This window comes from Marcopretia estuarina LEGE 06307 (assembly GCF_056633115.1).
In genome coordinates this window covers 326,846-339,559 of the sequence record NZ_JBSJOY010000002.1, presented here as the reverse complement: position 1 = coordinate 339,559, position 12,714 = coordinate 326,846, and the positions used below count along the sequence as shown (strand labels likewise).

17 protein-coding genes are annotated in these 12,714 nt (G+C 68.5%); 8 read left to right on the top strand and 9 right to left on the bottom strand.

Translation table 11 applies throughout. From position 1 onward, the window contains the following. Positions 1 to 18: 18 nt before the first annotated feature. Genes ACWJI3_RS05970 through ACWJI3_RS05960 form a run of 3 tightly spaced genes read right to left on the bottom strand, consistent with a single transcriptional unit; the run spans position 19 to position 1,692 of the window. A complete protein-coding gene (locus ACWJI3_RS05970; protein ID WP_255100307.1) occupies positions 19 to 579 on the bottom strand; it encodes an NUDIX domain-containing protein in 561 nt (186 codons plus the stop codon). Further along, positions 557 to 1,243, bottom strand: a complete 687-nt coding sequence (folK, locus tag ACWJI3_RS05965; protein ID WP_480203174.1) for a 2-amino-4-hydroxy-6-hydroxymethyldihydropteridine diphosphokinase — start codon at positions 1,241 to 1,243, stop codon at positions 557 to 559. Before folK ends, ACWJI3_RS05970 begins: the two co-directional genes overlap by 23 nt. Before the next feature lie 8 nt (positions 1,244 to 1,251). Continuing rightward, positions 1,252 to 1,692 carry a hypothetical protein gene (locus tag ACWJI3_RS05960; RefSeq protein ID WP_480203173.1) on the bottom strand — a complete coding sequence of 147 codons (441 nt, stop codon included), beginning with the start codon at positions 1,690 to 1,692 and terminating at the stop codon, positions 1,252 to 1,254. A 178-nt stretch (positions 1,693 to 1,870) separates the two neighbouring features. Here ACWJI3_RS05960 and bchD point away from each other — a divergent pair, with 178 nt between their 5' ends. After that, positions 1,871 to 3,985 (top strand): magnesium chelatase ATPase subunit D, encoded by a 2,115-nt coding sequence (gene bchD / locus ACWJI3_RS05955; protein ID WP_255140912.1) that lies wholly within the window; start codon positions 1,871 to 1,873, stop codon positions 3,983 to 3,985. A gap of 48 nt (positions 3,986 to 4,033) precedes the next feature. Here the strand turns inward: bchD and ACWJI3_RS05950 are convergent, their stop codons facing one another. Both ACWJI3_RS05950 and ACWJI3_RS05945 read right to left on the bottom strand, forming a co-directional pair. Then, positions 4,034 to 5,095, bottom strand: coding sequence for an MlaD family protein (locus tag ACWJI3_RS05950; protein WP_480203172.1), 1,062 nt, complete (start codon positions 5,093 to 5,095; stop codon positions 4,034 to 4,036). Positions 5,096 to 5,101: 6 nt separating this feature from the next. Further along, a complete protein-coding gene (locus ACWJI3_RS05945) occupies positions 5,102 to 5,845 on the bottom strand; it encodes an ABC transporter ATP-binding protein (protein ID WP_233133129.1) in 744 nt (247 codons plus the stop codon). Positions 5,846 to 6,108: 263 nt separating this feature from the next. Here ACWJI3_RS05945 and ACWJI3_RS05940 point away from each other — a divergent pair, with 263 nt between their 5' ends. Beyond that, entirely contained in the window at positions 6,109 to 7,479 is a 1,371-nt protein-coding gene (locus tag ACWJI3_RS05940) for a gluconeogenesis factor YvcK family protein (RefSeq protein WP_094514478.1), read from the top strand. A 17-nt stretch (positions 7,480 to 7,496) separates the two neighbouring features. On the opposite strand, the gene ACWJI3_RS05935 is transcribed toward ACWJI3_RS05940, so the two are convergent. The 3 genes from ACWJI3_RS05935 to ACWJI3_RS05925 are packed head-to-tail and all read right to left on the bottom strand — an operon-like array spanning position 7,497 to position 9,214. Further along, positions 7,497 to 8,072: an NAD(P)H-quinone oxidoreductase subunit J gene (locus tag ACWJI3_RS05935; protein ID WP_480203171.1), complete on the bottom strand. Its 576-nt coding sequence runs from the start codon at positions 8,070 to 8,072 to the stop codon at positions 7,497 to 7,499. Next, entirely contained in the window at positions 8,065 to 8,838 is a 774-nt protein-coding gene (gene nuoB / locus ACWJI3_RS05930) for an NADH-quinone oxidoreductase subunit NuoB (RefSeq protein WP_255140909.1), read from the bottom strand. The genes ACWJI3_RS05935 and nuoB overlap by 8 nt, the downstream gene beginning before the upstream one ends. A gap of 13 nt (positions 8,839 to 8,851) precedes the next feature. After that, complete coding sequence (locus tag ACWJI3_RS05925) at positions 8,852 to 9,214, bottom strand: NAD(P)H-quinone oxidoreductase subunit 3 (protein WP_094514471.1); 363 nt, start codon at positions 9,212 to 9,214, stop codon at positions 8,852 to 8,854. Between the two features lie 123 nt (positions 9,215 to 9,337). Here ACWJI3_RS05925 and ACWJI3_RS05920 point away from each other — a divergent pair, with 123 nt between their 5' ends. The 6 genes from ACWJI3_RS05920 to ACWJI3_RS05895 all read left to right on the top strand — a co-directional run bounded on the left by ACWJI3_RS05920 (position 9,338) and on the right by ACWJI3_RS05895 (position 11,622). Continuing rightward, entirely contained in the window at positions 9,338 to 9,784 is a 447-nt protein-coding gene (locus ACWJI3_RS05920) for a rubredoxin (RefSeq protein ID WP_480203170.1), read from the top strand. Between the two features lie 5 nt (positions 9,785 to 9,789). Then, positions 9,790 to 10,785 (top strand): photosynthesis system II assembly factor Ycf48, encoded by a 996-nt coding sequence (locus ACWJI3_RS05915; RefSeq protein WP_480203371.1) that lies wholly within the window; start codon positions 9,790 to 9,792, stop codon positions 10,783 to 10,785. Between the two features lie 102 nt (positions 10,786 to 10,887). After that, positions 10,888 to 11,136 carry a cytochrome b559 subunit alpha gene (gene psbE / locus ACWJI3_RS05910; protein ID WP_094514466.1) on the top strand — a complete coding sequence of 83 codons (249 nt, stop codon included), beginning with the start codon at positions 10,888 to 10,890 and terminating at the stop codon, positions 11,134 to 11,136. A 4-nt stretch (positions 11,137 to 11,140) separates the two neighbouring features. Then, positions 11,141 to 11,278, top strand: a complete 138-nt coding sequence (gene psbF, locus ACWJI3_RS05905) for a cytochrome b559 subunit beta (protein WP_094514464.1) — start codon at positions 11,141 to 11,143, stop codon at positions 11,276 to 11,278. 8 nt (positions 11,279 to 11,286) lie between these two features. Further along, positions 11,287 to 11,406 (top strand): photosystem II reaction center protein PsbL, encoded by a 120-nt coding sequence (psbL, locus tag ACWJI3_RS05900; RefSeq protein ID WP_006173008.1) that lies wholly within the window; start codon positions 11,287 to 11,289, stop codon positions 11,404 to 11,406. A gap of 15 nt (positions 11,407 to 11,421) precedes the next feature. Further along, on the top strand, positions 11,422 to 11,622 hold the full coding sequence (locus ACWJI3_RS05895; protein ID WP_094514462.1) for a photosystem II reaction center protein J: 201 nt from the start codon (positions 11,422 to 11,424) through the stop codon (positions 11,620 to 11,622). Positions 11,623 to 11,679: 57 nt separating this feature from the next. Here the strand turns inward: ACWJI3_RS05895 and ACWJI3_RS05890 are convergent, their stop codons facing one another. Continuing rightward, positions 11,680 to 12,714 carry an NAD-dependent epimerase gene (locus ACWJI3_RS05890; RefSeq protein ID WP_480203169.1) on the bottom strand — a complete coding sequence of 345 codons (1,035 nt, stop codon included), beginning with the start codon at positions 12,712 to 12,714 and terminating at the stop codon, positions 11,680 to 11,682.

Here is a 12,714-nt window from a genome sequence, read left to right as displayed (position 1 = left end):
AACCGTTCCTGCACCGCTTCAGCAACCCAGCAGCTGACGGGCGCGGAACCAGGCGGTCACGCTCTTGCCATCCAGGGCCTCATCGCCGCTGGCCAGGGCCGCATCGAGGGCCTGCGGCTCCATCAGCAGCACCTCCATGTCTTCGTCGTCATCGCCAGCGGGCTGCTGCTGCAGGAGCGTGAGGGCGCGGGCCAGGAACAGGTGGATCACCTCATCGGAATAGCCGGGGCAGGGCAACATCAGGCCCAGCGAATCCCAGCGGCTGGCGCTGTAGCCCGCTTCCTCCGCCAGTTCCCGCTGCATCGAAGCCAACGGGTCCTCGCCATCTTCCAGAGTGCCGGCGGGGAATTCAAGGATGCGCCGTTCCACCGCGAAGCGGTACTGGCGCAGGATCACCACCCGGCCGTCGTCAAGCACGGGCACCGCCAGGGACGCGCCAGGGTGGCGGATGATCCCGTAGGTGCCTTCCACGCCTTTGGGCAGCACCACGCGGTTGAGCTCAAAGCGGATCTTGCGGGCATCGAGAGCCCCCACCGTGGCCAGATGAGTGGAGGGCTCAGGGGGCGGCAAGGGGGCCATGCACGGCGCGCTTCGGGCTTCCAGTGTGACCGTCTGCCGCCACGGGCGCGGTGTCGGGCCAGCCCGGTACCCCCGCCAGCGCCAGCGGCGGGGGCTCGGCGCCACAGAGCAGGGCAGCAGCCAGCAGCTCCGCCGCCGTGACCGCCCCGCCAGGCGGGATCAGCAGCGGATCGAGGGCCGCCAGCGGGGCCAGCACGAAGGCCCGCTCGCGTAGGCGCGGGTGGGGCAAGGTGAGCGTGGCGGTGCAGCAGACCTGGCGGCCGCACCAGAGCAGGTCGAGGTCGAGGGTGCGCGGCCCCCAGTGCACCGAGCGCTCACGGCCGAAGGCGGCTTCCAGACGCTGCAACCGCCGCAACAGCTCCTCGGCAGCGGGCCAGGTCGCGTGAGCGGCGGGCGCTGTGGCGGGCAGAGGGCTGTGGTGAACCAGCAGCACAGCATTGAGATAGGGCGGCTGACCAGGCGGTCCCCCCACCGGCGCAGTGCGAAAGAGCGGCGACCAGAGCAGTTGCAGCCCGGCCTCCGGCGCCCCCAGCGGGGAGGTACCGGCCCAGGCCACCAGTTCGGCGGCCAGCAGGGGTCGCACCGCCGCCAGGGTGGCGCCGGGGTCGTCGAGATTGGCCCCGAGCGCGATCGCGAGCGTGCGCTCGAACGGGCCGCACGGCACGCGGGGGATCAGTAGAAGTCCGAGCGGCGGCGCTCCTCCGGCCGCTCCAGCGGAGTGTCGCCGTCGCGGCCGAGCAGCAGATCCCGGGCGCCGTTCACCAGCTGCATGGTGTCGTGGGCGCCGCCGCGATCGGGGTGGTGCTCGGCTGCAGCCAGCTTCCAGGCCCGGTTCACCTCCTCCACGCTGAGGCGGCCGGACAGGGGCAGATGCAGACGCTGGCGGGCCACGATCGCGTCCACATCCGGGTGCTTGCCGAGCGGGCCCCAGTCGGCGCGGCTGAGCCCCTTGCGCCGCTTGTTGCTGCTGCGGGAAGCCTTGGCGCTGGCACCAGCGCCGGTGCCACCACCGAAACCGCGCGCCGCAGCGGCGCCCGCCTCGGCGGCGTTCCGGCGCGACGCCTTGGATTCACTGGTGCGGCCAGGACGATCGACCCGGGAAAACAACACCATGACGGGGCCGCAGCGATAGCAGAAAGAAATGCCAGGCGTGCGGAAACATCGCCCGGCCTCGTTGCAAAAGTGTAGGTTCTGCCGGCCACAAGGCTGTTCGCCCCAGCACCCCCAGCCGCAGCCATGGGTGGCGCAGCACCGTCAGCGAGACTGAACCCCCTTCTCCAGCCTCTGCCCCATGGTCGTCAGCGGGTCCGCTGCCACTCCGGCCGCCGCCGGCGCCGCCGCACGCGCCTTTCCGCTCGCCGCGATCACCGGGCATGGCACTTTGAAGCTGGCCCTGCTGCTGGCGGCGGTGGACCCGGGGCTCGGTGGGGTGGTGATCGCCGGGGGCCGCGGCACCGGCAAGTCGGTCCTGGCCCGCGGGCTGCATGCGCTCCTGCCGCCGATCGACGTGCTCGATCTGGGCGAGGGGGTGAGCAGCCGCAACGTGGATCCCCAGCGGCCCGACGACTGGGATACCGCTATCCATCAGCGCATTACAGCGCGCGGGGGCGATCCCAGCGGCGCCGATCCCACCACCCTGCTTCCCACCCGGGTGATTCCCGCCCCCTTCGTGCAGGTCCCCCTCGGCGTCACCGAAGACCGGCTGCTGGGGGCGGTGGACGTGGCCGCCTCCCTGAGCAGTGGCACGCCGGTGTTCCAGCCGGGGCTGCTGGCGGAGGCCCACCGCGGCGTGCTTTACATCGACGAACTGAACCTGCTCGATGACGGCATCACCAACCTGCTGCTGGCGGCGGTGGGCTCCGGCATCAACCGGATCGAGCGCGAGGGGTTGAGCCTTGTGCACCCCTGCCGCACCCTGCTGATCGCCACCTACAACCCCGAGGAGGGGGCGGTGCGCGATCACCTGCTCGACCGCTTCGCCATCGCCCTGTCGGCCAATCAGCTGGTGAGCACGGAGGAACGGGTGACGATCACCCGCTCAGCCCTCGACCACGGCGAATCCAGCGAGGCGTTCCGCTCCCGCTGGCAGGAGGAGACCGACGCCCTGGCCACCCAGCTGCTGCTGGCCCGCCAGTGGTTGAAGGATGTGGTGATCGAGCGCGAGCAGGTCCGCTATCTGGTCACCGAGGCGATCCGTGGCGGTGTGGAGGGGCACCGGGCCGAGTTGTACGCGGTGCGGGTCGCCCGGGCCCATGCGGCGCTGAGCGGCCGCGACCGGGTGGAGGCCGACGACCTGCAGGTGGCGGTGCGTCTGGTGATCGCCCCGCGGGCCCTGCAGCTGCCGCCGCCCGATCCCGACCAGCCGCTGGAGCCGCCGCCGCCGCCCCAGGCGGAGCAGCAGCCCCAGGAGCCGGAACCGCCTGAACCCCCCGAGGCCAGCGACGACGACGCCCCGGAAGAGGACCCGCCCGAAGACGACGACGACAGCCCCGACGACCAGGCGCCGCCGTCGATTCCGGAGGAATTCCTGCTCGATCCGGAGGCCACCGCCATCGACCCCGACCTGCTGCTGTTCGCCGCCGCCCGCTCCCGTGGGGGCGGCAGCGGCAAGCGCTCCCTGGTGCAGAGCGAGTCGCGCGGCCGCTACGTGAAGCCGATGCTGCCGCGCGGGCCCGTGCGACGTATTGCCGTGGATGCCACCCTGCGGGCGGCGGCACCGCATCAGAAGAGCCGCCGTGAGCGGGAACCGCACCGCCGCGTGATCGTCGAAGACGGCGACCTGCGCGCCAAGCAACTGCAGCGCAAGGCGGGCGCCCTGGTGATTTTTCTGGTGGACGCCAGCGGCTCGATGGCGCTCAACCGCATGCAGAGCGCCAAGGGCGCCGTGATCCGGCTGCTCACCGAGGCCTACGAAAACCGCGACGAAGTGGCTCTGATCCCATTCCGTGGCGAGCAGGCGGAGGTGCTGCTGCCGCCCACCCGCTCCATCACCGCCGCACGCCGTCGGCTGGAGCAGATGCCCTGCGGCGGCGGCTCACCGCTCGCCCATGGCCTGTCCCAGGCGGCGCGGGTGGGCGCCAATGCACTGTCCAAGGGCGATCTGGGCCAGGTGGTGGTGGTGGCGATCACCGACGGCCGCGGCAACGTACCGCTGAGCCGCTCCCTGGGTCAGCCCCAGCTGGAAGGGGAGGAGCCGGTGGACCTGCGCGAGGAGGTGAAGGGGGTGGCGTCCCGCTACCGCGCCCTCGGCATCAAGCTGCTGGTGATCGACACCGAGCGCAAGTTCATCGGCAGCGGCATGGGCAAGGAGCTGGCGGAGGCGGCCGGCGGCCGCTACGTGCAACTGCCCAAGGCCAGCGACCAGGCGATTGCGGCCATCGCCCTGGAGGCACTGAACGCCCCCTGAGTGCGGGGCGGCGCCGCTGCTCGCCAGCAACGGCTGAAGGCCAACGGCTCAGGGATCGAGCCGGCGGGGAGCCTCTGCCGGTAGCCGGGTGCCACCCGCGGCACCCTGCCTGGCACCACCGATCGAGCCGCTGCCTGGCTTCTCCGTGCTGACCTTCTCTGGCTTGTCCTTGGCTGCTTTGTCTTTGGCCAGGCCCGTCTGGGCGGGATAAAGCTCATCGAACAACTGGCCCAGGCCGATGGCCAGACTGCGTACCCCATCCATGAAGCGGGGGTCACCGGTGAGCTTGCTCACATCGCCGCCCACCGCATCGATCCGTGCTGTGAGCCTCTCGGCGTTGCTCACCGTGGCCTTGAGCTCGGCCAGAGTGCGGGGGTTGTCGAGGGCGGCCGTGAGGTTGCGCACGTGGCGGCTGGCGGCCGCGGCATCGGCGCTGGCCGTGGTGAGCGACGCAAGCATGGGGTCGGCCTTACCGGCCACCACGTTGAGCTGGCGGATCAGCACGTCCAATTGAACGGCGATCTTCTGGGATTCTTTGAGGAAGCGGGTCGCCTCCTTGGAGGTGGCATCAAAGCTCTTGGTAGTGCTGGCGATCTCGGGCACCAGGTTCTGCTTTTCGGCCTCGAGCAGCAGGCTCTGCATCAACTCGGTGACGCTGCTCAAGCTGGCGGAGCTGACCCCTTCGAGCGAGGAGCCGTTGCAGACCATGCGGGTGTTGTTGCAGACCTTGTCGCCTGGCCGCGGAGCCGAGGCGGGCAGCGGCGGCCCGGAGCTGATCAACGCCACCTGGGCGTCACCGCCCAGCAGCGAGGCCGACTGCACCTGGGCCACCACCGGCCGCGCCAGCTGCAGACTTGGATCAGTGATCTCCAGTTCGGCTACCACGGCCGATGAGGTGGGCGAGATCCGCCTCACATTGCCCACCTGCACCCCACGGAACACAACCGCGGAGCGGTCGGCCAGGCCGGCGGCATCGGCGAAACGCACCGTCAGCGTCCAATTGCTGCGGCCCAGCGAAACACCCCGCAGCCAGAACCAAAGGCTGAGCCCACCGATCACAGCTCCCAGCAGGGTGAAACCCACCAAGGCCTCGCGGACGCTACGACGCATAGGGTGTCAAAGCTCCGCCGGCTGCATCGGGCCGTTCAGGCTACCGGTACGGAACTGCACGACATAAGGATTGTCGGTGCGGCCGAAGTCTTCGGTGGATCCGCACCATTGGATCTGCCCGTCGTAGAGCATGGCCACCCGCTGGGCCGAGCGCACGATCGTGCTCATCACGTGGCTCACCACCACCGAACAACCGGCCGCCACCTGATTCGCCTTCACGATCAAATCCTCGATGCGGGTGCAGGCCACCGGATCCAGCCCCGCGGTGGGCTCATCAAACAGGAGCAAGGGATGCTGGCCGGAGGCCTTGCTGGGATCATCGATCAGGGCGCGCGCAAAGCTCACTCGTTTCTGCATGCCGCCGCTGAGTTCACCCGGCAGCTGGTCTTCGATGCCGTAGAGGCCCACCGCCTCCAGTGCCCGCTGCACCCGCTGACGGATTTCTGGCTCCGGCAATTTGCTGTGGCGGTAGAGCAGAAAGCCCACGTTCTCCGCCACCGTGAGCGAGGCCAGCAAGGCAGGGTTCTGGAAGACCAGGCGCACATCAGCGGGGCGGCGCTGATCCAGGCGCAGGTATCGCTGTGGAACGCCATGCAGGCGGAAGGTTCCGCTGGTGGGCAACAACAGGCCCGCCAGAATGCGCAGCACGGTGGATTTGCCGGTGCCTGAAGGCCCCACCACCGCCAGCCGTTCCCCCTCCAGCAGGGTGAGGTGGATGCCCTCCAGCACGGTGCGCGAACCCCAGCGCATGGAAATGTCGTGAAGTTCCACCACCGGCACAGCCGACGGCAGAAGGCCAGTGGTGTTGGACGAAAGGGTTGACGACACGGACGACGGTGGTGAGGGCCTGCAGGCGTGAGGAGGAGCCTCGCTGGGTTCTGGTTCGCCGACACCTTTCATCCTTACAGTTCCTACAGCTCCGTGCTGTGGCGTAACGCCCCTTCGGCTTGACTTCCCAGCGCCCTCTCCCGCCACGACGCCTCAGCACACGGTCAGCCCGGCGCCCTGGCTGGATGGGTCGCGGGGATCTGCGCCAGAAAGACCTGATGAGCCGCTCGCGGCGGGCGGTGCGCTGGCTGCAGCCGGGGCTGGTGGTGAAGCGCTGGATGCTTACCTCCGGCCTGGGCCTGCTGCTGGCCCTGCTGGGAGCCGCGATCCTGGCCGATCTCAAGCCGATCTACTGGTCACTGGAGTCGCTCAACTGGGTGCTCTCGAACATGACGCGGGTGCTGCCGCGCGGCGTGACCGGCCCGCTCGTGCTGCTGGGTGGCGCCGCCTTGGTGGTGTGGGGCCAGAGCCGCAGCTTCGGCTCGATCCAGCAGGCGCTCGCCCCTGAAAAAGACACCTTGCTGGTGGAGGCGCTGCTGGCCCAGCGCCGGCTGAACCGCGGCCCCAACGTGGTGGCGATCGGCGGTGGCACGGGCCTGGCCACCCTGCTGAGCGGCCTGAAGCGCTACAGCAGCAACATCACCGCGATCGTCACGGTGGCCGATGACGGCGGCAGCAGCGGGGTGCTGCGCCGTGAGTTCGGAGTGCAACCCCCCGGCGACATCCGCAACTGCCTGGCGGCCCTGGCCCGCGAGGAACCACTGCTGACCCGTCTGTTCCAGTACCGCTTCCGATCGGGCAGTGGGCTGGAGGGGCACAGCTTCGGCAACCTCTTCCTCACGGCGCTCACGGCCATCACCGGCAGCCTCGAATCGGCGATCACCGCCAGCAGCCGCGTGCTGGCGGTGCAGGGCCAGGTGGTGCCGGCCACCAACGCCGATGTGCGCCTCTGGGCGGAGCTCGAGAACGGCGACCGCATCGAGGGAGAATCCCGCATCGGCCATTCCCCCAGCCCGATCGTGCGGCTGGGCTGCACCCCCGAGCGGCCACCTGCGCTGCCGCGCGCCCTGGAGGCGATCGCCAACGCTGAGCTGATCGTGCTTGGGCCCGGCAGCCTCTACACCTCGCTGCTGCCGAATCTGCTGGTGCCGGAGCTGGTGCAGGCGATCAGCCGCAGCAAGGCGCCACGCCTCTACATCTGCAACCTGATGACCCAGCCCGGCGAAACCGACCGGCTGGATGTGGAGGGCCACGTGCGGGCGATCGAGGCCCAGCTGGCCAGCCTGGGGGTGACCCGGCGCCTGTTCACCGCCGTGCTGGCCCAGGAACCGATCCACGATGTGGCCCTAGTGGATCACTACCGCGCCCGCGGCGCCGAGCCCGTGCAGTGTGATGTGCGCAGCCTGCGCGCCAAGGGTTACGAGGTGATGGTCACGGCGCTGCAGGGGGCCCGTCCCACCGGCACCCTGCGCCATGACCCACGCAGCCTCGCCCTGGCGGTGATGCGCTTCTACCGCCGGCACAAAGGCGGCCGACCGGTGCTGGAAACAGTCTGAAAGCGGGCCTGCCGGATTCAGTAAGCGTCCTGCATCTCGTAGAAGTCCGGCTGCACGTAGTCCTTGCGCAGCGGGAAGCCCTTCCAGTCTTCGGGCATCAGCAGCCGCTTGGGATGGGGATGGCCTTCGAACACGATGCCGTACATGTCGTAGGTTTCGCGCTCCTGCCAGTCGGCACCGCGGAAGAGGCGGTAGAGGCTGGGAATGGTGAGGTCGCCGTCGCGGGCGAGGAACACCTTGACCCGCACTTCCTGCGGCTTGCTGTCAGGGGCGGGGCAGGGATCGGCGCCAGCGCCGAGTTTCACCAGGTGATAGAAGCTCACCAGCCGGGCGCCCGGACCTTCGTCATAGCCGCCCTGGCACTGGAGGTAATCGAAGCCATAGGCCTTGAGCGCCGCGGCCACCGCCGGCAGGAACAGGGGCTCCACGGCCAGCATTTCAATGCCGCAGTGATCAGACTCCAGCGGCTGGTGGTCGAAGCCCTGCTGGCTGAGCCACTGGCTCACCGGGCCGATCACCGGTGCGGCGAGGGTGGTGGCGGAGTCGCTGGCGCCGGATGGGGCGCCCTCGAGGGCGGGGGTGGGATCAGGCATCGCTGGAGGCGCTGGCTGTGGGGATCGGTTCGGCCGCAACAGCCTCGGATGGAGTGGAGGTGTCGAGGGGGAGAGCGGTGGGATCGGCGAGAGCGGCCACCTGGGTTTCGGCCTTGAGATAGGCCCCGGTGACGATCGGGGCCACCGCTTTCATGGCGTGGCCGATGGTGAGGTAGCGGTGGGTGGGGAGGTTGTTGCCCCGCTCGGCCAGAGCTTCGTTGCCCACCTTCTTGCGCAGCTTGATCACGGCATCGAAGATCGCCTCGGGCCGGGGCGGGCAGCCGGGGATGTAGAGGTCCACCGGAATCAGCTTGTCGACGCCGCGCACTGCCGTGGTGGAGTCGGCGCTGAACATGCCGCCGGTGATCGTGCAGGCGCCCATGGCGATCACGTACTTGGGCTCGGGCATCTGCTCATAGAGCCGCACCAAGGCCGGGGCCATCTTCATGGTCACGGTGCCGGCCGTGATCAGCAGATCAGCCTGGCGGGGGCTGGAGCGGGGCACCAGACCGAAGCGGTCGAAGTCGAAGCGGGAGCCGAGCAGTGCCGCGAACTCGATGAAGCAGCAGGCCGTGCCGTAGAGCAGGGGCCAGAGGCTGCTGAGCCGTGCCCAGTTGTGCAGGTCGTCGAGGCTGGTGAGGATCACGTTCTCGGAAAGATCCGAGGTGATCTGCGGAGCACCGACCGGGTTGCAACTGGACGCCCGCAGATCGCGCAGGGCGTCGATCGAAGGGGTGCTGGAGGCGGAGGTGGGAGTGAGGGTCATGGTGGAAAGGGCGTCAGCTCCACTCGAGGGCGCCCTTGCGCCAGGCGTAGGCGAGGGCAACCACCAGGATGGTGATGAAGATCAGGGCCTCGATGAAGGCGAGCAGGCCGAGCCGGCTGAACGCCACGGCCCAGGGGTACAGAAACACCGTTTCCACGTCGAAGATCACGAAGACCAACGCGAACATGTAATAACGGATGTTGAACTGAATCCAGGCACCGCCGATCGGCTCCATGCCGGATTCATAGGTGAGTCGGCGTTCGCCGTCACGCGATTTCGGCGACACCAGTTTGTTGGTGACCAGGGCCAGGACCGGAACCGCTGCTGAGATCAGCAGAAAGCCCAGGAAGGCGTCGTAGCCAGGTAAGACGAACATCGCGAGGCTGAACCCGGCGCAGAGTCTGGCATCCGCGCCCGTCAAACGGTCGCTGCCGCCAAAGGTGCTGCTGCGACAAGGGCCTGGATAGAGTTTCCTTTCACGGCAGCGGGGCCCAACGCCATGGTCAATGGCCAGGACACTGATCAGGACGTTCGACCAGATCAGGACGTTGGACCAGCAGCTGCGCAGGACACGCCGCCAGCCGGCGACCAGCCGGTGGGCGAGGCGGCGCCCGAGAGCGCCGGCACCGATCCCGACACCCACCGGTTCGAGTGCCGCAGCTGCGGCTTCGTCTACGACCCGGGCGAGGGGGTGCGCAAGCTGGCGATTCCCGCCGGCACGCCCTTCAGCAGCCTTGATCCGGTGGGCTTCCGCTGTCCGGTCTGCCGCAGCCGGGTGGGGGCCTTCAAGGACATCGGCCCCCGCAACAAGCCGAGCGGCTTCGAGGAGAACCTCAGCTACGGCTTCGGGGTGAACACCCTCACCCCCGGCCAGAAAAACGTGCTCATCTTCGGCGGCTTCGCCCTGGCCTTCGCCTTCTTCCTGTCCCTCTATTCCCTGCGTTGACCCCCGTGAAGCGCCTGTTCTCTCCCCTGCTGGCCGTGCTGATCACGCTCGGCCTCAGCTTCGGCCTCGGCGGCTGCGTCACCACCGGCCTGCCCGTGGCCGCCACCAGCCCCTGGCAGCCCGTGGCGCTGTCCACCAGCGCCAACCCTCTCGATGTGGCCTTCACCGATGCCAAGCACGGCTTCCTGGTGGGCAGCAACCGGCTGATCCTCGAAACCGACAACGGCGGGGCCAGCTGGGAGGAGCGCTCCCTTGATCTGCCCGATGGGGAGAACTTCCGTCTGATCAGCATCGACTTCAGCGGAGCAGAGGGCTGGATCGTGGGCCAACCGGGCCTGCTGTTGCATACCGCTGATGCCGGCAGGAGCTGGGAACGCCTGCTGCTCGACACCAAGCTGCCTGGCGATCCCTATACCGTCACCGCCACCGGTCGGGGCAGTGCGGAGCTGGCCACCACCGTGGGGGCGATCTACAGCACCGGCGATGCGGGCGTCACCTGGCAGGCGGAAGTGAGCGATGCGGCCGGCGCCGTGCGCGACCTGCGCCGCTCCTCCGACGGCCGCTACGTGAGCGTGTCCAGCCTCGGCAACTTCTTCGCCACCTGGGAGCCGGGCCAGGCGGTCTGGCAGCCCCACCAGCGGGTGAGCAGCCAGCGCCTTCAGAGCATGGGCTTCCAACCCGACGGCCACCTCTGGATGGTCACCCGGGGCGCCCAGCTGCGCTTCAACGACGATGCCACCGATCCGGAGGCCTGGAGCAAGCCGGTGATCCCGATCACCAACGGCTTCGGCTACCTCGACATGGCCTGGAGGCCGAATGGTGACGTGTGGACCGGCGGCGGCAGCGGCACCCTGCTGGTAAGCCACGACGGCGGCAGCCACTGGGAGCGCGATCCGGTGGGCGCCGTCCAGCCCACGAACTTCACCCGGATCAGCTTCACCAGCGACGGCAAGGGCTTCGTGCTGGGCGAACGGGGCAACCTGCTGCGCTGGGTGGGCTAGGGCCAGCCGGCCCAACTGCATCCCTGTGTAACCAACCGCCGCTCCGCCTCTCGCCGGTCACAGCCCGACCCTTAAGATTCCGTAGCTGATTTGCCCGCTGCTATGGCTGCCGGCTCCACCGGGGAACGCCCGTTCTTCGAGATCATTACGAGCATCCGCTACTGGGTCATCCACGCCGTCACCTTGCCGGCGATCTTCCTGGCCGGATTCCTCTTCGTCTCCACTGGCTTGGCGTACGACGCCTTCGGAACGCCTCGCCCCGATGCCTACTTCCAACCCCAGGAAGCCAAGGCACCGGTGGTGAGCCAGCGTTACGAGGGCAAGAGCCAGCTTGACCTGCGCCTCAAGTAACGCCATGACCCAGTCTTCTGTCTCCACCACGCCACGCAACTACCCCATCTTCACGGTGCGGTGGTTGTCGGTTCATGCGCTGGGCATCCCCACGGTTTTCTTCCTGGGAGCCCTGGCGGCCATGCAATTCGTCCGCCGCTGATTTCCGCCATGCAGCGCAATCCCAACCCGAACAATCTGCCGGTCGAACTCAACCGCACCAGCCTTTATCTGGGCCTGCTGTTTGTGTTCGTCATCGGCGTTCTGTTCACCAGCTACTTCTTCAACTGATCGGGAGATTCAGCCATGAGCGGCAAGAAATCCGCACTACCTGACGGTCGCATTCCCGATCGCCTGCCTGACGGCCGACCGGCCGTGGCCTGGAAGAGCCGCTGGACCGAAGGGGTTCTTCCCCTCTGGTTGGTGGCCACCGCCGGCGGTATCGCCGTGATCTTCGTGGTCGGCCTGTTCTTCTACGGCTCCTATGTGGGTGTGGGTTCGGCCTGATTCCCCCTGCTCGGCTTCAAGCTTCGCGGGCCCGAGGGCCCGCTTTTTTTGTTCTGCTCAGGCCTGGTAGTAGCTGCGGTACCAGTGGGCGAAGCGGGCCACACCCTCTGTGATCGGGGTGTGGGGCGCAAAGCCCACCCAAGCCTCGAGGGCGGCGGTGTCGGCAGCGGTGGCCTCCACGTCTCCAGGCTGCATCGGCTCCAGGCTCTGGATCGCCGGGGTGCCGAGTGCCGCCTCCATCACCCCGATGAACTCGAGCAGAGGCGTGGGCTGGCTGTTGCCGATGTTGAACACCCGGTGGGGCACCGCCGCGGTGGCGGGATTGGGGGCCAGTGGGTCGAAGAGCGGATCGGCGGTGGCCGGTTTATCGAGGCAGCGCACCACCCCCTCAACGATGTCGTCGATGTAGGTGAAATCCCGCTGCATGCGGCCGTGGTTGAACACCCGGATCGGCTCGCCGGCCAGGATGGCGCGGGCGAACAGCATCGGGGCCATGTCCGGCCGGCCCCAGGGGCCATAGACGGTGAAAAAGCGCAGACCGGTGGCGGGCAGCCCATAGAGGTGGCTGTAGGTGTGCGCCATGAGCTCGTTGGCCTTCTTGGTGGCCGCGTACAGGCTCACCGGATGGTTGACCGCGTCCTGCTCGCAGAAGGGCATGCGGCGGTTGCCGCCATACACGGAGCTGCTGGAGGCATACACAAGGTGGCCGGCGCCGTGATGGCGGCACCCCTCCAGGATGTGGCCGAACCCCACCAGGTTGCTCTGGATGTAGGCGGCGGGGTTCTCCAGCGAGTAGCGCACCCCCGCCTGGGCGGCCAGATGCACCACCCGTGCGGGGCGCTCGGCCGCGAACAGCGCCGCCATGGCCTCCCCATTCTCCAGATCCAGGCGGTGAAAACGGAAGCCATCGCTGCGCTCAAGCCGGGCCAGCCGTGCCTGCTTGAGGGCCGGGTCGTAGTAGCTGTTGAGGTTGTCGAGGCCGATCACCCGTTCGCCACGGGCCAGCAGGCGCTCGCAGAGCGCCGCGCCAATGAACCCGGCAGCGCCAGTCACGAGGATGGGTCCAGCTGGAGGCAACACGGGTGACGCCAT